The 18520-nt window shown below is 39.8% G+C and carries 20 protein-coding genes; 9 read left to right on the forward strand and 11 right to left on the reverse strand.

The window, feature by feature from the left end; genetic code table 11:
• The first annotated feature begins 1 nt into the window (after position 1).
• The 4 genes from PI95_RS35690 (at position 2) to PI95_RS08100 (ending at position 2308) form a co-directional block, all read left to right on the forward strand.
• Positions 2 to 169, forward strand: coding sequence for a hypothetical protein (locus PI95_RS35690; RefSeq protein ID WP_236116977.1), 168 nt, complete (start codon positions 2 to 4; stop codon positions 167 to 169).
• Between the two features lie 189 nt (positions 170 to 358).
• On the forward strand, positions 359 to 946 hold the full coding sequence (locus PI95_RS08090) for a Uma2 family endonuclease (RefSeq protein ID WP_039754681.1): 588 nt from the start codon (positions 359 to 361) through the stop codon (positions 944 to 946).
• A gap of 106 nt (positions 947 to 1052) precedes the next feature.
• Positions 1053 to 1640 carry a Uma2 family endonuclease gene (locus PI95_RS08095; protein ID WP_039754683.1) on the forward strand — a complete coding sequence of 196 codons (588 nt, stop codon included), beginning with the start codon at positions 1053 to 1055 and terminating at the stop codon, positions 1638 to 1640.
• Between the two features lie 80 nt (positions 1641 to 1720).
• Complete coding sequence (locus tag PI95_RS08100; protein ID WP_039754685.1) at positions 1721 to 2308, forward strand: Uma2 family endonuclease; 588 nt, start codon at positions 1721 to 1723, stop codon at positions 2306 to 2308.
• A 44-nt stretch (positions 2309 to 2352) separates the two neighbouring features.
• Here PI95_RS08100 and PI95_RS08105 read toward each other — a convergent pair whose 3' ends face one another.
• The 4 genes from PI95_RS08105 to purQ all read right to left on the reverse strand — a co-directional run bounded on the left by PI95_RS08105 (position 2353) and on the right by purQ (position 10154).
• Positions 2353 to 2553, reverse strand: coding sequence for a hypothetical protein (locus PI95_RS08105; protein WP_039754686.1), 201 nt, complete (start codon positions 2551 to 2553; stop codon positions 2353 to 2355).
• Positions 2554 to 2671: 118 nt separating this feature from the next.
• Positions 2672 to 6295 carry a helicase-related protein gene (locus tag PI95_RS08110; protein WP_039754688.1) on the reverse strand — a complete coding sequence of 1208 codons (3624 nt, stop codon included), beginning with the start codon at positions 6293 to 6295 and terminating at the stop codon, positions 2672 to 2674.
• Between the two features lie 88 nt (positions 6296 to 6383).
• Positions 6384 to 9395 carry a hypothetical protein gene (locus tag PI95_RS08115; protein ID WP_039754689.1) on the reverse strand — a complete coding sequence of 1004 codons (3012 nt, stop codon included), beginning with the start codon at positions 9393 to 9395 and terminating at the stop codon, positions 6384 to 6386.
• Positions 9396 to 9476: 81 nt separating this feature from the next.
• A complete protein-coding gene (gene purQ, locus PI95_RS08120; protein ID WP_039754690.1) occupies positions 9477 to 10154 on the reverse strand; it encodes a phosphoribosylformylglycinamidine synthase subunit PurQ in 678 nt (225 codons plus the stop codon).
• Positions 10155 to 10174: 20 nt separating this feature from the next.
• Here purQ and PI95_RS08125 point away from each other — a divergent pair, with 20 nt between their 5' ends.
• Positions 10175 to 10387 (forward strand): hypothetical protein, encoded by a 213-nt coding sequence (locus PI95_RS08125; protein ID WP_163518708.1) that lies wholly within the window; start codon positions 10175 to 10177, stop codon positions 10385 to 10387.
• Here the strand turns inward: PI95_RS08125 and purS are convergent.
• Positions 10339 to 10617: a phosphoribosylformylglycinamidine synthase subunit PurS gene (gene purS / locus PI95_RS08130; protein WP_039754691.1), complete on the reverse strand. Its 279-nt coding sequence runs from the start codon at positions 10615 to 10617 to the stop codon at positions 10339 to 10341. The two genes, PI95_RS08125 and purS, sit on opposite strands and share 49 nt — an antisense overlap.
• Before the next feature lie 146 nt (positions 10618 to 10763).
• On the opposite strand from purS, the gene PI95_RS08135 reads away from it, so the two are divergent.
• The 4 genes from PI95_RS08135 (at position 10764) to PI95_RS08145 (ending at position 14302) form a co-directional block, all read left to right on the forward strand.
• Complete coding sequence (locus PI95_RS08135; RefSeq protein ID WP_039754693.1) at positions 10764 to 11159, forward strand: Fur family transcriptional regulator; 396 nt, start codon at positions 10764 to 10766, stop codon at positions 11157 to 11159.
• A 403-nt stretch (positions 11160 to 11562) separates the two neighbouring features.
• Positions 11563 to 13473 (forward strand): 4-Cys prefix domain-containing protein, encoded by a 1911-nt coding sequence (locus PI95_RS08140; RefSeq protein WP_039754694.1) that lies wholly within the window; start codon positions 11563 to 11565, stop codon positions 13471 to 13473.
• A gap of 81 nt (positions 13474 to 13554) precedes the next feature.
• A complete protein-coding gene (locus PI95_RS36710; RefSeq protein ID WP_268896689.1) occupies positions 13555 to 13680 on the forward strand; it encodes a hypothetical protein in 126 nt (41 codons plus the stop codon).
• Positions 13681 to 14032: 352 nt separating this feature from the next.
• Positions 14033 to 14302, forward strand: coding sequence for a ferredoxin-thioredoxin reductase variable chain (locus tag PI95_RS08145; protein WP_039754696.1), 270 nt, complete (start codon positions 14033 to 14035; stop codon positions 14300 to 14302).
• A 10-nt stretch (positions 14303 to 14312) separates the two neighbouring features.
• Here the strand turns inward: PI95_RS08145 and PI95_RS08150 are convergent, their stop codons facing one another.
• The 6 genes from PI95_RS08150 to PI95_RS08175 all read right to left on the reverse strand — a co-directional run bounded on the left by PI95_RS08150 (position 14313) and on the right by PI95_RS08175 (position 18448).
• Entirely contained in the window at positions 14313 to 14534 is a 222-nt protein-coding gene (locus tag PI95_RS08150) for a hypothetical protein (protein WP_039754697.1), read from the reverse strand.
• A 180-nt stretch (positions 14535 to 14714) separates the two neighbouring features.
• Complete coding sequence (locus PI95_RS08155) at positions 14715 to 15506, reverse strand: YdcF family protein (protein ID WP_039754698.1); 792 nt, start codon at positions 15504 to 15506, stop codon at positions 14715 to 14717.
• Complete coding sequence (locus tag PI95_RS08160) at positions 15458 to 15640, reverse strand: hypothetical protein (protein WP_163518704.1); 183 nt, start codon at positions 15638 to 15640, stop codon at positions 15458 to 15460. Before PI95_RS08160 ends, PI95_RS08155 begins: the two co-directional genes overlap by 49 nt.
• A gap of 10 nt (positions 15641 to 15650) precedes the next feature.
• Positions 15651 to 16160 carry a hypothetical protein gene (locus PI95_RS08165; RefSeq protein ID WP_039754699.1) on the reverse strand — a complete coding sequence of 170 codons (510 nt, stop codon included), beginning with the start codon at positions 16158 to 16160 and terminating at the stop codon, positions 15651 to 15653.
• A 10-nt stretch (positions 16161 to 16170) separates the two neighbouring features.
• A complete protein-coding gene (locus PI95_RS08170; RefSeq protein WP_163518709.1) occupies positions 16171 to 17712 on the reverse strand; it encodes a bifunctional aminoglycoside phosphotransferase/ATP-binding protein in 1542 nt (513 codons plus the stop codon).
• Positions 17713 to 17797: 85 nt separating this feature from the next.
• Positions 17798 to 18448 carry a 50S ribosomal protein L25/general stress protein Ctc gene (locus PI95_RS08175; protein WP_039754700.1) on the reverse strand — a complete coding sequence of 217 codons (651 nt, stop codon included), beginning with the start codon at positions 18446 to 18448 and terminating at the stop codon, positions 17798 to 17800.
• Between the last annotated feature and the right edge of the window lie 72 nt (positions 18449 to 18520).

The raw sequence follows: 18520 nt of genomic DNA on the forward strand, positions 1-18520 counted from the left end.
GGTGATAGACCAATATCAAGTTACTACTGATAAACGTAGCGGGATTGTGAATGACCCGAATAGATTGGATGATGAAGAATATATCGTTAGATTAATTAGACAAGTTATTACTGTTAGTTTAGAAACTGTGCAGATTGTGAAGAATTTGCCTTTGGGGATAGCGGATTAAAGACTTATTGAAGATAAAACCTCACCCCATCCGTTCCGGACACCCCTCTACGAGCGTAAGGAGAGGGGAGATAAAGCATAGCTTTATCGGGGTGAGGTTAAGTTGTACTACACCCAATCGAGAAGCGCTATATATATATAGAATTAAAATAGAAACTATTCACCAACAAACAGATGTTTAGGTAAGTTTATGGAAGCACTGCAAATTGCCTTACCTTCTACACTAAAATTGAATATCGATTTGACTGATGAGCAGTATTTCCAACTATGTCAAAACAACCGCGATTATCGATTTGAACACACAGCCGAAGGGGAATTATTAATTATGCCACCTACAGGTAGTGATACTGGCAACCGTAATATTGAACTAGCCTATCAACTTCAAGCTTGGAGTCGTCAAAATAATCTTGGTAAAGCTTTTGACTCTTCAACCGGTTTCACCCTACCCAATGGTGCTAAACGTTCCCCCGATGCTTCTTGGGTGAAAATTGAACGATGGAATGCTTTAACCCCCGAACAACAAGAAAAATTTGCTCCGATTTGTCCTGATTTTGTAGTTGAGTTACGTTCTCGTACTGATTCTCTCAAAGAATTGCAAGAAAAAATGCAAGAATATATTGACAATGGTGCTAATTTAGGCTGGTTAATTGATAGGAAAAAAAAGCGAGTAGAAATTTATCGACCAGGTAAAGAAGTAGAAATTCTAGAAAATCCTGCCACTTTATCAGGAGAAGATGTTTTACCTGGATTTGTGTTAGATTTAACGGCGATTTTATAAGTAAATTATCAGCGCGATCGCTCTTCGATAAAGATGAGAGCCAACGCCTTGATATATAGAATTAAAATAGAAATTATTTACCATTCGCAGATATTTAGGTAAGTTTATGGAAGTACTACAAATTGCCTTACCTTCTACACTAAAATTGAATATCGATTTAACTGATGAGCAATATTTCCAACTGTGTCAAAGCAACCGCGATTATCGATTTGAACGCACAGCCGAAGGGGAATTATTAATTATGCCACCTACAGGTAGTGATACTGGCAGACGTAATGTTAAAATAACCACTCAACTAGATATTTGGAATTCTCAGAATAATTTAGGCGAAGTTTTTGACTCTTCAACTGGCTTTATATTACCCAATGGTGCTAAACGTTCCCCTGATGCGTCTTGGGTGAAGATTGAACGGTGGAATGCTTTAACCCCGGAACAACAAGAAAGCTTTGCTCCGATTTGTCCTGACTTTGTAGTTGAGTTGCGTTCTCGTACTGATTCGCTGAAAGAATTGCAAGAAAAAATGCAAGAATATATTGACAATGGTGCTAGTTTAGGCTGGTTAATTGATAGGAAAAATAAGCGAGTCGAAATTTATCGTCCTCTTAAAGAAGTAGAAATTTTAGAAAATCCTGCTACTTTATCAGGTGAAGATGTTTTACCTGGATTTGTGTTGGATTTAACGTTGATATTATAAGTCAATTTAGCGTGCGATCGCCTTGATATATAAGATTAAAATAGAAAGTATTTACTATCTCGCTTGATTTAGGTAAGTTTATGGAAGCACTGCAAATTGCCTTACCTTCTACACTAAAATTGAATATCGATTTGACTGATGAGCAATATTTCCAACTGTGTCAAAACAACCGCGATTATCGATTTGAACTCACAGCCGAAGGGGAATTATTAATTATGCCACCTACAGGTAGTGAGACTGGCAACCGTAACTTTGATATCGTTGTTGAGTTAGGAATCTGGAATAAACAGACTAAATTAGGCAAAGGTTTTGACTCTTCAACTGGTTTCACCCTACCTAATGGTGCTAAACGTTCCCCTGATGCTTCATGGGTGAAAATTGAGCGCTGGAATGCTTTAACCCCGGAACAACAAGAAAGCTTTGCTCCGATTTGTCCTGATTTTGTAGTTGAGTTGCGATCGCGTACTGATTCGCTCAAAGAATTGCAAGAAAAAATGCAAGAATATATTGACAATGGTGCAATATTAGGTTGGTTAATTGATAGGAAAAATAAGCGAGTCGAAATTTATCGACCAGGTAAAGAAGTAGAAATTTTAGAAAATCCTGCTACTTTATCAGGTGAAGATGTTTTACCTGGATTTGTGTTGGATTTAACGTTGATATTATAATCAAAGCGATCGCCTAAACAAAAAATAAGCGATCGCCCAAAATCCTACTTCTCATCATCAGGTGTCTGCGGACGTTCAACAGCAGCAGGATTTACCTCTGCTTCGTCGGTTCTGGTAGAATCGTCAGCATTGCTGATAACTCCCTGAGTTTCTTGTGGTCCTTCAGCAGCAGCGTTTGTCAACCCATTAGCGTTAACATTGGTTTTAGCAGAAGCACCTTTATGGCTAGCATTACCACCTGGCATAATTATTCCTCAACTTCCGTGATTTCATACACCTCAGCTTAGACTGAGTAAATTGAGGAAAACCCTATCTATAGGCTTAAATTGTACTCGTCCACAGTCACCCATTATATATAACCTTCTAGGGTGTAAAAACACTATCTTTAGACAGAATTAAATTTAGTACATTTAACTCATTATAACTTAAAAGATACTTATCTGTAAAAATTTTGTGTCTAAGTTCTTCTAAGCTGTAACTTATAAAAATAACAAAAGGAAAATCTTGATAGTTGCAACCAATAGGCAAAATATTACCAACAGGATACAGCAAGCGGATATATGCAGCTAAAATATCCCGAAAGCGTTCATCTTCTGGTTCATTAGGTTCATTTGCAAAATATTCACTCATAGCTTCGCCGCTAATAAACGCATATAATGGCAATGCATAATACTGGTCAAAACGCTGGCTAAACTGTTCAAGTCTCTGTGTTTTCTCAACTCCATCCCTGAGCTTTTTAACTAACTCTATAGCATCCTTAATCGCAGAACGCAAACTCTCCGGGTAAGATTTGCGACGGCTAATTTGCTGCATATTTTGCCACAATTCATCACTATAATTTGCGATATCAAGCAACCGCATTTGATAAGTTTCTTCTAAAATGTTGTTAGCAATAGGCACTACCAGCAGACTACCATTAATGTATCCTGGTTCAATTTTGCCAAAATCAAGTAACTTATCTAGAGTGTGACATATTTGATAAAAATCGCGGTTGAAAGACTCTCGCAACGCTAGATAATTAGATTTAGTTGCATTCCTAACAGTAAATTCGGCTCGTCCTAATAACTGTTCTAAACTTGTATAAACCTTTTCTGCTAAAACATCGCTTCTGTTTCTATGATGTTCTTTCTTCAGTTGGTTGATGAGATTTACCATTTGAGCAGAAAATGTTTCCCCAGCAGCTAAAACAGACTTACCACCTATAGGTATAATGATAAAATTATCTCGACCTATGCAACCAGAGCCAAAAATTCTGGTCATTATAGAAGCTTTCAAAATTAATAAGATATTTAACAGACTCAGCACACTTTCTTGTAAAGATAATTGCTGGTCATCCTGATAATAAACTGAACGTTCAGCTAAGTAAAAAACTAGTTCTTTATCCTGATTATCTATCTTATCATTCCCACGACCTCTATAAATTACCTGGATTACTTCCATGAGATTTTTCTCAATCTGAAATTTAGGAATTTCTACCAGGATGTGTTTAGCTTTGGGGAAGGATAAACCCCGACTTCCGGAAGCAGTCATAAAAACTACTTTTACGATTTCTTGAAACTTTTGTATTTCTTTCTTTTCCTCTTCAGATATATTCGCATGTATTTCAAGATAATCGGTACACTTTTCAAATTGTCCCCGATGTTCCTTAATTTTTTCAATCAATTCTGCTAATCTGCGCTGATTTTGGATGTAAACTATTATCTGCTCAACATCAGACTGATTTAAAAAAGCTTCGATGTCTTCTAAAATCTCGTTTTGCAAACTTGCTTCCAAGTTATATTTTTGTCTGAAACGTGCTTCTTCACTAAACTTACAAGACTCGATCAATACTTTATAGGTGATAGATAAACTTTTTGCCGGGTAGGAGTTAGCATTAATAACAGTTGCTGCTACATCCTTAAATACTAATGGTTGAATTGAAAGAGGTTGAGCAGTTTCTGTAGCGCGACGAAAATATATTTTGTCTGGTTCGGGTGATGTATCATCAAGGTGTTGAATTATAACATTTTTATCAACGATAGAAGCATCAGCAACAATTACCTTAGTATTAAAACCGTGTTTGCCATCATTTAACTTATACTTAGATATAATCTGATGAATTCCATCTAAAAACTGAACTCCCCCATCATCCCCCGTTATTTCATCTATCATGATGAATAAGTGCTTGATTCTCCCCGAAATCTTTCGCATTCTTTCGGGAAAGACTTTACCTTCTCTTTCGTTGTAAGCATTTCTAAAGATTTTCTCGAAATGCTTCAAAGTGTCGCCAGTTTGTGTTATCTTTAAAGCTTGGATAGAAGCTGTAGCGATAATATTATTTGAAACTTCATCTTCTACAATCGTGGATATCGCTTCGCAAATGCTATTTAAAACACCTTTACTTTTTTTCCCAATATCTTGAATAACATCATCCGTCGGTTTCCTTAATCTATCTGAATGTTGTCCGATTTGCTCATTTTGCCTACTATCAATAAAGTCTACGGACTGTTGCACAAACTTACCCTGACGCTGATTGCAGGTGTATTCAACAGTATAGCGTCCAAAATTATCTGTAATTAGATTGCTGTGGCTATTAATAGCTAATAACCGTTCATCGCATAACTTTCCAGTTTCTTTATTTTTAAACTTTTCGATAATGTCTAAGTTAACTTGTTTTCTTGGACTGACATAAAAGAAGAGAAAACCTTCATCTATATGATTTTTGAGAAAATCGACGATCGCTGTAGTTTTACCAATACCAGGATTGCCAGTTAAAAATATATAAGTATCTTGAGAAACCAAAGCTTTTTTAATCAGTTCTGCGTGCGCTTGTCGCAGATTCATAACTCCTGTTAAACTTAACTGAGACATCAATTCTGGGGGAACTTCTGCAACAGAATTGAAAAACCCAGTAATTTTCTCTTGATGAGGAGGTAAAAAAGTAATCCTATCAGCAGGAACTTCTAAAAGAGCATCAACAAACAGTTTACCACGTTCAAAACTATGATAAGCGCTGCGTTTAATTCGATTTAAAACTTGCTTGCGTGCTTCGGGAATTTCTTTCGGACTTAAGTCATGTTTGTAAATCTGATAACAGGTTTTCAAAACATCTAAATTTTCGCGGTTTATGGACATGGCACTTATTCCGCGATCGCTATATCCTAGAGAGTTGAATACCACCGATGCTGCATCAGGTAAAATCCCAGTTTCTTGCATAAATTCATGAAAGCTATAAACATACCCAGCAGCTTGAATTAATTTCGCACTTTCTTTATCTTTATATTTAAAAGCTGTAAAATAACTCTTTAAATCTTCCGAAAAATCTAACCCTAAAGATTCCGTATCGATGCGAAGATTAGAAAAAACACTTTTAGAGCGCAAATAGCTAATATCCCTCATCAATAAACGTCGGATAATTTCTATATAATCCAGATTTTTCACATCGTCATTGGAATTAATAGAAAACACCGATAAATCAACACAAATCACCCGATATTGTCTCCGATGTCGCAGCAGTATTAAAGTGTCTGCATTCAGAAACTCACCTTTTTGTTTATAACCTTTAATATACTCAGAGATATTATCTAAATTCTCAAATTGAGATAATACTTCTGCAAACCACTGACTATCATCCTTAATATCGTAGGTTCCGATGCTGTTATCACCGCTAAACCTACATTGATAATATAGTATTTCCAAATTTCTTAGTTTGTCACGTTCAACCCAACCTGTAGATTTCAAGTATTCATGAAAGAAATTAAAGCCACTCAAAAAGCCTTTTTGTAAAAAGAATGTACTCCAAGTTTCAGCCATTTCTCTTTCTACAGTGCTGATAACTTTATCTACAACTCGCGATCGCATTTTGGGAAACTTTAGCTGTTGCAATTCCTGACGATATAAGTTTGCAAATCTGTGCTTAATTTTGTTTTGTTCAATATAGGCAAGAATCCCAATATTAAAACCTACTTCAAACAAACGTCCTAAATCTTCTGCTATTTTTGATTTCATTATAATCTCCTTTTTTAAACGCAAAGTAACGCTGAGGGAAGCGCAGAGTAACGCAGAGGAAGACAAGAGAACTCTGCGAACCTCTGCGTTAACCTTTGCGCTCCTCTGCGTTTAGTACTTTATTCACTTGAGTTAAAAACGCTAATGAGTTAAACTCGCTTTTTCCTCTCATATGATTAAATAAGGAGAGTTTACCCACAGACTCTTCTCCGATAAGATTTTCGTAAGGGTCTAATTTTAAATGGATATCTTTCGCTTTTTGATATCGGGAAAAGTGGAATAAAGTTAAATATTGCAAGATGTCGTTTTTTAATGAACCGTTGAAAATCAAACCTTTTCTAATGTCTTCATCATCAAGGATGCCTTGGTAAATATTTAATAAGGTTGCGTAATAAATAACACCATTGTAGTTTTTTTGTTCACCGGGAACCTGAATTCCGTTAAACAAGTTAAAAAACACGACAGATTGCTTGCTGGGGTCATTGACTAAATTTGTCAGTTCTATAGTATCTTGAATATACAGCGAACTTGAATCTAGTTTTTCTGGAAGCTTAACCGCATAGTATTTATCAAAAAACATCGGATATATCTTGATGTCTTTGTGTTCTGCTTTTAAAGCTTTAATCACATCTCTTGACATGAAGAATAATCCGTCATCATCCTCAGTCTGTGTCATGTGCAATGTACTCGAATAAGGTGCTTTGGCAATATAGAGAAAGTGCTTGAATCCCATTTTGTAAAGTTTAGCTACTTCTTCAATGACAACGCTGGGATATGTAAACATTTGTTGGTTATCGTAGTTGTCTGAGAAAGTTTTGAGTAACTGCACTCTGACAGCATTATCTTGACGTCTAACTCCCATAATTTCTCCCATCAAATTGGAGATTTTTTGAGAACTAACCCATTTGCGATCGCTTTCTCGACTAGAAATTATCACAATCGCTAATTTATCCAGTTGCGGAGAGTCTGACGCATTGGCAAAGGTAAATTTTTTCGGCAAGACGGAATATAATGAACTCAGAACATTCGGAACTTTAAATCTACCTTTACTTTGCAAGTCTCTAATGTCAATTCCTTGTGCATTAGACCGATGTTTCTCGTTTAATAAATGAGATAATACACAAGACAAAGACACGATAAATTTTTCTATCGGTGCATCGTCTTGCTTGTTGTTTAGATGCAAGCGAAAAATCGGGATAAATAACATCTTCTGCTTTTCCAACAATACCCGAAGACTGATATAAGCAAGTAAGCAAAAGGTAAAGCGATAAACAAAAGCTTGGTGAGATTCTAGTTTATTACTTTCTAAACTGTAAGGAAATAATATCAGCTTACGCTGGATGAAATGTTGATTGTAAATCTCTTGGCATTTTTTATCTTTTAGAGGAGCAAAAAGTATAGGTAAAGCACGGATACCTGTTAAATCGTACTCCATTGCGAAGGTTTCCCGGTCATCGGTAGCAAAAAAATGAATGTCGCTGATTGTAATTTTCGCTGGGAGAGTACAAAGTGAATTTGTCTGTGCTTTCGCTTCTCCAATAGATATATACTTGAGAACTTCTTTGGGGTTTCCTCTCAAGACAGGTTTGAAAAATGTATTGTTATTGAAGATATTGCTTTTATTGTCCTCAAGGATGCTTTTTTTCACAGAAATATGCAAAGGATACTCTCGCATCGGAAAGCTAGTCTTTCGCTTGATTGTATTTCGCAGCAACCCCTTGAGATGATTGATTTTTCTCTGGACTTTAAATTTCTGAAAATATTTGTAAATATTCCGAAAAAGCTGTTGTTTTGCAGCTTCGTCAGAACCCTTAAGAATCTGGATTACATTTTTCTCAAATCCAGCAATCGGATCGTATTCTAATTCAGCATTCGGGTTGTAATCATCTTTTTCGGGGTTATTACGACTTGCAAACAAAAAGTAGTATAAAAACGCTATTTTTAAAACTTTTCTCGCAAATGTTTCCTTTTTAGCATCTGCGATTCCCGCTTGATGTTCCTTACTATCTGGGTTAAGCAAATTCAGATGATATTCAAAGACATTTTTGCCACCATACGCTTGCACTTTACCATCAAACTTCAGCTTCAGACCAAAGATAAATTGAATTTCTCCTCGGTTTTCATCTTTGGTTTCTCCTAAGTAACCCTCTATCTTGGGGATAATTGGCAATATTTCAAAAGCTTCACCGCGAGAAAATAAATCTCTATAATTAACTGAAGTACCTGCATAGTTAACTAAGTAATCACCATCTGCTTTGGTGGTATCGTTAATATATTCTTCTATCAGCTTTAGTCGTCTAATCAAATCTTGGAGATATATAGCACCTTCAGCGTAAGCAGCGCTAGCACTAATATTAATATTCTCGTGGAGAAACTCTAAATAATTTATCTGTGCTTGTTTTTTGAGTTTTCCCAAAGTTTCCTGATTGACAATATCCCGCAAGCGGTAAAAGTCAGAGTTAGTCTCTGTCTCCAAATCTTCAAGAATGTACTCAATATCTTCTTTTTCGCCGGCACTTGCACTACTAAATTGCTCGTTAATATAATGTTCTAAACCTTGCTGCAACTGTCTGTTAAAATCACGGGTGTTCTGCACAGTGATAGTCAGTTTGTGAACTTTCAAAAGTTCTTTATTTGCAGCATTTTCGCTCTTGAAAGTTAACCGTTGTTTTTGTAACCCTTGATGCGGTAAAAAGGGATAAGTAAAGTCTAAACTAGGCTTGTCACCTTTAAAATTCTGCAAATCTGTAACTAAGTTGCCGACAAACTGCTCAATTAAGGTACTATCTCCTAGGGCAGATTCTAATATCTGCTTCAGACAATCTCTTATTTGTTGAATTTGACTGGGAAAGTTTTCTCTAAAACCCGGACTAAAGTTAACTGTAGCAGCTTTGGCGCTGGTAGCAGAAACACTTAAAGGATTTTCTATCTGTTGATTGGCGACTTGAGCAGCTATGCTATCAATATTGATGCGTAAGCGGTTGTTATCATCAGAGATTTTAAAGACTTTCTTACCACGCAAGCAATGTAAAATTTTTGCTAATAAATCGCTATAATCTACGTAAATTAAATCGTCGCTTCCTGGTTGGATACTATTCACCCTGTTAACTCCTAGCTTTTGGTGACTATTTAGTATTAGTCTTAATAGTCACCAGAACGCTACCGCGATTCAACGTAGGAGCTAAACTAAAGCTGCTACTTGCTCTAACAATCCAGAAAACAACTTTAACCCATCGCTACTACCCAACATCGCATCTGACGCTCTTTCTGGATGCGGCATCATCCCTAGCACATTTCCTGTACTATTGCAAATACCCGCAATATTATTTAACGAACCGTTGGGATTTTCACCTTCGTAACGAAAGACAACTTGATTGTTATCTTCAATTTCTGCGAGAGTGACATCATCTGCATGATATCTTCCTTCACCGTGAGCGATCGGCAAAGTGATAATTTCACCTTTTGTATAAGCTTGCGTCCAAGGTAAATCGGTACGCTCGACTTTTAGGGGAGAGCGATCGCACACAAAATGCAAATCTTGATTTCTCACCAACGCTCCCGGCAAAAGTCCCGCTTCAGTTAATACCTGAAATCCATTACAAATACCGATGACAAACTTACCCTTTTGTGCGTGTTCAACAACTTGCTGCATCACAGGTGAAAAACGAGCGATCGCTCCACAGCGCAGATAATCCCCGTAACTAAAACCACCAGGGATAATTATCGCATCCAAATCAGAAATATCCGTATCTTGATGCCAAACCATGCGAGTAGGTTGCTTGAGAATATCTCGCGTCACATAAGCAACATCGCGATCGCAATTAGAACCCGGAAAAACCAAAACACCGAATTTAGTCATTTTTTATTGGGGAATGGGGAATGGGGAATGGGGAATTGGAAATTGGAAATTGGGAATTGGGAATTGGGCATTGGGAACATGAGAATGAGAAAAGTACATTACCCATTACCCATTCTCCATTCTCCATTACCGATTACCGATTACCGATTACCGATTACCCATTACCCATTACCCATTACCCCTCTCAAAAGACTCCTGTCTGTGATTCGACCTCAATCAAATCAAAGCGATAATTTTCAATCACGGGATTTGCTAACATTTGGTCACAGATGCGATCCAAATTTTGACGTGCTTTACGTTCATCAGGCTCGGTGATGATTACTTCGATGTACTTACCAATCCGTACAGAGTCAACGTTATCGTATCCCAACTGCTTTAGGCTAGATTGTACAGCTACACCAGCAGGGTCTAAGACTGAGGGACGAAGCGTCACAAAAATTTTGGCTAGATATTTCCTTTGCACGGGCTTTTGCTGAATGCTGCGATCGCTATACTATAACTTTCTGTTCCAAGTGAGTGAAAATAAGATGAAGAAGCTCTAACTTGTTGATTTATCTAAATTAGCAAGTTTACAGCTTCAACTACAGCGGCAAATTTAAACAATAGTCTATGAGAGCCATACGCACCCGCAGTCAAGATCGTATCTTGAGCCTTCTGAAAACCATCAAGCAAGGCATTTCCGCGCAGGATATTTACGTAGAACTGCGTAACCGCAACCAAAGCATGGGTTTAGCAACAGTTTACCGCTCTTTGGAAGCTTTAAAAATGGAAGGCATGGTACAGGTGCGGACATTGGCTAACGGTGAAGCCCTTTATAGCCTAGCGCAGCAAGACAAGCATCACATGACTTGCTTGCAATGCGGTATTTCAATTCCGATAAATCAATGCCCAGTCCATGACCTAGAAGAACAATTACAAGGCACTCATAAGTTTAAGATTTTTTACCACACTTTAGAGTTTTTTGGTTTGTGCAGTCAATGTCAAATGGCACAAGCGGCAGAATGAGGGGAGATGGCGGGACAAGGGAGAGGGGGGAGGCAAGGAAGACGAAAAGACAAACTCCCCCTGCTCCCCCTGCTCCCCCTGCCCCCTGCCCCCTGCCCCCTGCCCCCTGCCCCCTGCCCCACTCCCCCCATCCCCCCTCATCCCAAATGATGAAATTTATGTTAATCTTTCGGCTAGAATTGCAGGACTGAATTTTCGACTACATTGTGGCGATCGCACAAACAAATATGAAAGCATAATTAAGTAAGTGGAAATAATTAAACGTAATTAGCGTTGCCCTATACAATTTATACCAAAAACTGCAACCATAACTTACTCAAAACAGCACCAAACAACAATCATGTGACAGCCAGATGTAGTCGAAAAAACTGCGGTTGATTTAAATCCTTGAACTTATAGCTGCATGATTTCATCACAAGAGCGGATAATTTATTGCACGAATCCTGGCTGTACTAATCCCATCAATCCTATGGGTAACAGCAGATTATGTGCAAGTTGTCAAACCCCTTTAATTCACCGTTATATTTGGGCAACTGGCGAACATCAAGTTATTCGACCGGGAGAACTAATAAAAGATAGATATGAGGTAATTACATCGCAAATTTGGCTGGATATTCAACCAGGACAGCTGCCAGATATACCCGAAGAATTACCAAAAGCAATTATTCCTTATTTACGCTTGTCGAGCGATCGCTCGCTGCCTCAAGTTTATGGATTTGCGGATGATATACTTTTACTGGAAAATGTGCCGATAGATGAAACTGGCAATTTATATCCAGCGATCGCCGACGCATGGGAACAAGCAACTCCAGTCCGACAAGTTTACTGGCTGTGGCAAATTATTCAACTTTGGCAACCTCTATCAGAATTCAAAGTTGCCCTGAGTTTACTGTTTCCCGACAACCTGCGAGTACAAGGTTGGTGTGTGCGACTCTTGGAACTTTATGAGTCAGAACAGCCGAGTCTTCAACAGTTGGGTGAGTGCTGGAAACCGATTGTAGCTGTCGCTAAACCAGCAGTAGCGCAACCTTTGCAGAAAATAGTCGATTCAATGTGCGCTGGTGAAATTGAGTTAAGCGCGATCGCAACTCAACTCAATCAGTTATTATTATCATCAGCCGCGCAATTGCCATTAAATCTAAAAGTCGCAGGAGCAACAGATAGCGGTTCCCAACTCAAGCAAAATGAAGACACTTGCTATCCCATAGCCTTTGGTGACTCAGACGATCCCTTACTACCGCGCTTATCGATTGTGTGCGATGGTATCGGCGGTCACGAAGGCGGTGAAGTTGCCAGCCAATTAGCAGTACAATCTCTAAAGTTGCAAATTCGCGCCTTACTAGCAGAAGTAGCACAACAAACTGAACTAGTATCGCCAGAATTGTTACAGCAGCAACTAGAAGCAAGTTTGCGGGTTGTAAATAACGTAATTTGCGCCTGCAACGACGACCAAAAACGCCAAGGTAGAGAACGCATGGCAACAACCGTCGTTATGGCTGTACAAGTGCCGCAACAAGTCGAGATAACCCCTGGATCGTACTCACAGAATACCCATGAACTTTACTTGGCAAGTGTCGGTGATAGCCGCGCATACTGGATTACACCCAACTACTGCCAGTTACTGACAGTAGATGATGATGTGGCGTCGCGGGAAGTACGCTATGCCCGCAGTCTGTATCGCAAAGCACTACAACGTCCAGATGCTTATTCCCTTACCCAAGCTTTGGGGACAAAAGATGGCGAATTTCTGCGTTTTGTAATTCAGCGATTCATCTTAGAAGAAGACGGTATATTACTGCTGTGTTCCGATGGACTGAGTGATAACAACTTGGTGGAAAATCACTGGCAGGAATATGCACTACCAGTGTTAAAAGGTGAAATTTCCCCAGAAGATGCGGCTTACAACTGGATTAATTTGGCAAATCAGAAAAATGGTCATGATAATATTTCGGTTGTGCTTACCCATTGCCGTGTATCTCCAGAATACTTGGTGGCTGTGACTCCCTCGCTACCCCCAGCAAACGTGATAGAAGAAACATCATCAGAACCACAACCAGAGTTGACAGATAGTTCGCAAGCGCTGCTGGATTTAGACATTCCATCAGCCGAAGCACCTGCCGTTTCTGCAACTCCAACTGAAGTGACAAAACCACGTCGCGGTAAGGTTTGGGTGCTACTGTCCGGAATGTTAGCGCTGCTGGTAGGAAGTACGATGGGATTGTTTGCTTGGTCGCAACTTAATCCTCAAGGATTCCAGCAAACGTGTCGGCAACTTCCTCAAAAAGTGCAGCAATTGTGTCCACCTGGGAAGTAGGGAGAGTGGGGGAAGCGTGGTGTGGGGGACAAGGTGACAAGGTGACAAGGTGACAAGGTGACAAGGTGACAAGGTGACAAGGTGAATAATTCTTTCCCCCCATCTCCAAGGAGTCTCCCCATCCCCCCATCTCCAAGGAGTCTCCCCACTCCCCATTCCCCATTCCCCATTCCCCATTACCCATTACCCATTACCCATTTGTTGTAAAATTAATCTTGGCGTTAAGGCGCACTTAAAAAGCGTCATCGGGTTGTTCCTTGCCTGTAAGCCTACCCATCAGGAGTGAGGGTATAGGGCAACGTCAAGAGCGCGATCGCGTCTGTTGGAGTTCTCGCTTTATTTAACGCTGTTGAAATCGAAGATAAAAAATGAGACTTCTTGCTAAAGTACCTGACGACTAGTCATGTTGCCGTCTAATTACTATTAAAGCCTGCACAGGCTTTTAATGATAGGCGATCGCTCCTTCTCTCGATGTATCGAGCGTATGGCAGGTACTTAAGCATTAAACAACCACTAAAGCAAGCAGTCTATTTTTTCAAAAAAGCAAGTCAGATGAGGAATGGCTGTGGAAATACTTGTAGAAAAGCAACTAGGTGTAAATGTTAATATGAAAATTGGCGATCGCGTCCGCGTTAAAGAATCCGTAATAGTCTATCATCATCCTGAACATCGCGGTCAGGGTTTTGACATCAAAGGCTCAGAAGGCGAAGTAGTGCAAATTGCTACCGTTTGGAAAGGTAAACCGATTAGCGCTAACCTGCCGTTTGTAGTACAGTTTAGTAAAAAATTTAAGGCTCACTTACGCGATAATGAGCTAGAAATAATATAATCTAAATTTATTATCGGCGGCGAAACAAACGGAAAATATTTAATTCGCCGCGCATCTTTTCTAAGTCTTGACGGTTGCGTTCTGCTGTGATATAATACCATTCACAATGACGCTTAAACTCTGACCGCGCCCGAACTTCGTGATAAAACTGATGAGTAGTTTGGTGAGCGGCAAAGGTTTCCTCAATTTCCGGTTGAGGAATGCGAAGAATATACGGTAAGTTTTTATTCATTTTTTATAGATACTCAGGGATTTAGGATTTTGTAACTATTGAAATTATAGCGATTTATGAATCGCCCTCACCCTAGAAGAAGTCGCTGGTACAAAGAAAACCTGCGGTGTTCTGCGGGTTTAAATCGCCAAGGATTTTCGCTTTAACATCTGACTTGAAAGCTTTGTTTTGTGAGTTTTCTCAAAGCCAACCGCGTAAACGATAGACAACAGTACCAATGTACTCTTTTAAAGCGCTGGTAAATTGCTGTAAATTGTCACTATCGGGAAACAAATTCAGGATAGCGGCTTTGGGAGTGTTGGTGAGTTCTTGCATTTCGCCCTGACTGATGAGAAAATCAGTGGGTGCAGGAATAACATCAATTCCTTGACGCTTGAAGATAAGTAGCGATCGCGGCATATGCATTGCCGAAGTAACTAACAATACCCGACGAATACCACGATCCGCGAGAATTTTCCGGACATTTACGGCATTTTCATGAGTATTGAGAGAGTCAGGTTCTTGGACAATTGCCTCTGTTGGTATACCAATAGAAGTAAGAATTGTTGCCATATCCGCTGACTCAGGGGAACCGCTGCCGCGCCAATCGATACGACCACCACTGAGAATGATTGTGGGAGCTTTCTTTTGGCGGTAAAGTTGAGCCGCGTAAATAACGCGATCGCCAGTTTCATTTAAATCTACACCAGGACGTGGCGGAGTCGCTGATTTAGTTGCACCACCCAAAACCACAATTGCTTCAGATGATGGTATGGACGCAAGTGGGAGATTTTGCCATTCAAGCGATCGCACCAAAGAGTGAGAAACCCAAGCATTACCAGAAACTAGCAATATAGTTAATGCGAGTGCGATCGCTATAGCTGCCATGCGCGGTCTTTTCCACAGCATAAACAGTGAAAACAGCAAAAAGACGCAAGCTAACCCTAGCGGGTAAAAAAACAGCGGTAGTAACTTAGAGAGGTATAAAAACATAATTGGGAATTGGGCATGGGGCAATGGGAATTGGGAATTGGTAATAGGTAATAGGTAATTGTAAATTGGAAATAAGAAAAGTACTTACCCATTCCCCATTCCCCATTACCCATTACCCATTCCCCATTCCCCATTACCCAATTACTACCTTTCCCAAAACCTAAAATTGAAATTTCCACGAGAGCGACGGAAACGACGAGTGGGTCTGCGTTTCCGTTTGATTGCCCTTTCGTTTGGGAGTTGTCCTTCGACTTCTTCTGAACCTTCAGCTGCCAGTTGAGTTTTAGTTTGTTCTGTGGTTTCCCACCAAGCAATAATCCAGCCCCCACCTAAACCGGCTAATGCGCTTAACAAAACGCTCATCGGTGCTGGATATCCCAAAAACAGAAAACCAAGTAGAAAAAATAACCAGTATTTCAATCCGGCATCAACGCCTTCAGCCGAGCCAACAGTAGGGGCTTGGGGACCGCTTCTGGTTGCTGTTGTCAACCCGCCTAAGGCTATACCGCCCAATATACCTAAGAAGATACTTAGGGATGGTGGTGCGCCGGTCATGGAAAATATGAGTATTAAAAATAACCCAAAGACGAGTTGAGAAAAGAAAGATTGAGAGATGGTAATCAGACCGCCGAAGTCGTTCTTTTTTGGTGCCATAAGCTTAAATCTATTGGCGAATTACTTCTTTTAATTGTGCCTGTTGTGGTTGAGTTGTATCCAAAATTTTCAGGTAGGGTTTTTCTTCTTCGGTGAAGGGTTCAGCCAAGTTAAGTTGCGATCGCAATAAATCAACTGTGGCATCGGCAATATCACCAGTGCGATCGCGCAACCGTTGTTCCAAAACTTCTATTGGTGCGGTGCATTGAATAATTTGTAGCGGAAGTTCATGTTTATTAGCTTGGGCGATCGCTTCTTGTCTCAACTTCTGTTTGTCATACTTGGCATCCAAAATCACCGTATAACCTTGATTTGCCAGTATAATTCCCAATGACAGCAAGCGTGCATAAGTTTTCTCCGTCATCTCAGGTGTATACAAATCATCTCCACCGCGTTCTAAAAGTGGAATTCCCGCCAAATGTTTCCGCACCGCATCCGAACGAATGAGAATTGCTCCTAATTCGCGAGATAATAACTTAGCTGTGGTACTTTTACCAGAACCCGACAACCCCGACATCAATATTAATTTTCCTTGCTTGGGTTTAGTATAATTCCAAGCTAGTTTATAATACTGAGCTGCGGTTTTTGTCGCTTCGGCTTTCACATCTGCGGGAACACTTGGATCGTCTAACAAAAATGATGTCACCTTTGCCCGAACATACGCTTGACGGTTTAAATATATCGGTAATACTTGTAACCCTTCCCAATCACCAGTTTGCTCAACATAAGTATTCAAGTAAGCATTGCTCAAATCTTGTCGTTGCTCTGCTTCTAGATTCATCACAGCATAAGCAATATCGAACATGACATCAACAAAGCGAAACGGTTCGTTAAACTCAATGCAATCGAAGAGCAAAATTTTATCTTGCCACAAAGCAATATTTCTTAAGTGCAAGTCTCCGTGACATTCGCGAATGAAGTTATTAGCGATGCGACTTTTAAATAGTTCCGTGCGATCGCGAAAAAAGTTATCTGTATATTGCTTTGTTTCGTCAAACTGCGTCTGCGTTTGAGGACCACCAATATATTTTTCACTTTGCTGGTAATTCTCGTCAAACGCTTCTCGAACTTGAGCAACTTCACCAAAAGTGCGAATGCGATCGCTAGTTTCTGTTTTCGCGTGATATTCAGCTACAACTTGTCCCAAGTTTTCCAAATCTGCTTCATTCAACTTACCCTGTTCAAATAAAGCGCTAAATAAAGTCTCTTGAGGAAATTGCTGCATTTTCAATACATATTCTACAGCTTCTCCCGTTCCCCCCAAATGATATTGATTATCCGTCAAAGTAATAGGCAAAACTTCTAAATACAGTTCTGCTGCACCCCGCTGATTTAACCGCAATTCTTCTTGACAAAAATGCTGCCGTTTTTCCAAAGTTGAAAAGTCCAAAAAGCCAAAATTCATCGGCTTTTTTACTTTATAAGCATAATCCCCAGTTAGCAACACATAAGAAATGTGCGTTTGAATCAGTTGAATTGGTTCTGTTACCGCATGGGGATAAAACCCAGGTTGCAACATCTGCTCAATTAATGCTGGAACAGAAACTGTCATTTTTTAGCGTCCTTAGCGATTTGGCAATTCAAACATAAAAAAACCAGGAGTTACCCCCTGGTATTATCGACAACTATTATATACTTCAGCTAGCTTCAGATTCTGTTGCTGTCTCTGTTTCCGATGTAGCCTCAGTTTCAGCCTGAGCTGCATCGAGTTCAGCTTCTTTTTCTGGCGTGATTTGTGGTGGCAAAATGCTAACAGCAATTTGCTCTGCGTCATTGAGAACTGTCACACCTTTGGGCAATGGTAGCTCATGAATATGCAAGCTGTCGCCAACTTTCATGTTAGAAACATCAACTTCAATTGCCTCTGGGATGTTCTCCGGTTCGCAACTGACTTGCAATTGGTTAAACACGGTGTCTAATAAACCACCTTCTTGTTTAACACCGATCGCATCTCCGACAAACCGCAGCGGTACTTCTACTGTAGTCGGACCGTGACCTGCCACCGCAAAAAAGCTGAGGTGGAAGGGGGTGCGTTTTGCTGGATGAATCTGAACTTCCCGCAACAAAGTTTTGCCTTGCCAAGGGATATCAGTAATTTTCAAATCAATCAACGTGTTGTTGACTGAACCTTTTTTCAGCAAGCGCTCAACAGTTTTGGCATCAATGGTTAAAGAGATAGACTCTGTACCTTTGTGACCGTATAAATTCGCAGGAATTCGCCCAGAACGGCGCAAAGCGTTGGGTTTGCTATTTTCTGGGCGCTTTTGACATTCAATTGTGAGATCCATACAAGTTGTTAGTTGTTAGTTGTCAAGAGTCAAGAGTCAAGGGTCAATGGTCAAGGGTCAAGAGTCAATGGT

Origin of the sequence: Hassallia byssoidea VB512170 (assembly GCF_000817785.2) — a bacterium.
Taxonomy (GTDB): domain Bacteria; phylum Cyanobacteriota; class Cyanobacteriia; order Cyanobacteriales; family Nostocaceae; genus Hassallia; species Hassallia carrinoi.

What these genes read in the sequence shown, in the direction of transcription:
- PI95_RS08090 (WP_039754681.1), top strand. Translation starts at nt 359, where the DNA reads ATGGAAGCACTGCAAATTGCCTTACCTTCTACACTAAAATTGAATATC.
- PI95_RS08095 (WP_039754683.1), top strand. Translation starts at nt 1,053, where the DNA reads ATGGAAGTACTACAAATTGCCTTACCTTCTACACTAAAATTGAATATC.
- PI95_RS08100 (WP_039754685.1), top strand. Translation starts at nt 1,721, where the DNA reads ATGGAAGCACTGCAAATTGCCTTACCTTCTACACTAAAATTGAATATC.
- PI95_RS08105 (WP_039754686.1), bottom strand. Translation starts at nt 2,553, where the DNA reads ATGCCAGGTGGTAATGCTAGCCATAAAGGTGCTTCTGCTAAAACCAAT.
- PI95_RS08110 (WP_039754688.1), bottom strand. Translation starts at nt 6,295, where the DNA reads ATGAAATCAAAAATAGCAGAAGATTTAGGACGTTTGTTTGAAGTAGGT.
- purQ (WP_039754690.1), bottom strand. Translation starts at nt 10,154, where the DNA reads ATGACTAAATTCGGTGTTTTGGTTTTTCCGGGTTCTAATTGCGATCGC.
- PI95_RS08125 (WP_163518708.1), top strand. Translation starts at nt 10,175, where the DNA reads ATGGGGAATGGGGAATTGGAAATTGGAAATTGGGAATTGGGAATTGGG.
- PI95_RS08135 (WP_039754693.1), top strand. Translation starts at nt 10,764, where the DNA reads ATGAGAGCCATACGCACCCGCAGTCAAGATCGTATCTTGAGCCTTCTG.
- PI95_RS08140 (WP_039754694.1), top strand. Translation starts at nt 11,563, where the DNA reads ATGATTTCATCACAAGAGCGGATAATTTATTGCACGAATCCTGGCTGT.
- PI95_RS08145 (WP_039754696.1), top strand. Translation starts at nt 14,033, where the DNA reads ATGGCTGTGGAAATACTTGTAGAAAAGCAACTAGGTGTAAATGTTAAT.
- PI95_RS08150 (WP_039754697.1), bottom strand. Translation starts at nt 14,534, where the DNA reads ATGAATAAAAACTTACCGTATATTCTTCGCATTCCTCAACCGGAAATT.
- PI95_RS08155 (WP_039754698.1), bottom strand. Translation starts at nt 15,506, where the DNA reads ATGTTTTTATACCTCTCTAAGTTACTACCGCTGTTTTTTTACCCGCTA.
- PI95_RS08160 (WP_163518704.1), bottom strand. Translation starts at nt 15,640, where the DNA reads ATGGGGAATGGGGAATGGGTAATGGGTAATGGGGAATGGGGAATGGGT.
- PI95_RS08165 (WP_039754699.1), bottom strand. Translation starts at nt 16,160, where the DNA reads ATGGCACCAAAAAAGAACGACTTCGGCGGTCTGATTACCATCTCTCAA.
- PI95_RS08170 (WP_163518709.1), bottom strand. Translation starts at nt 17,712, where the DNA reads ATGACAGTTTCTGTTCCAGCATTAATTGAGCAGATGTTGCAACCTGGG.
- PI95_RS08175 (WP_039754700.1), bottom strand. Translation starts at nt 18,448, where the DNA reads ATGGATCTCACAATTGAATGTCAAAAGCGCCCAGAAAATAGCAAACCC.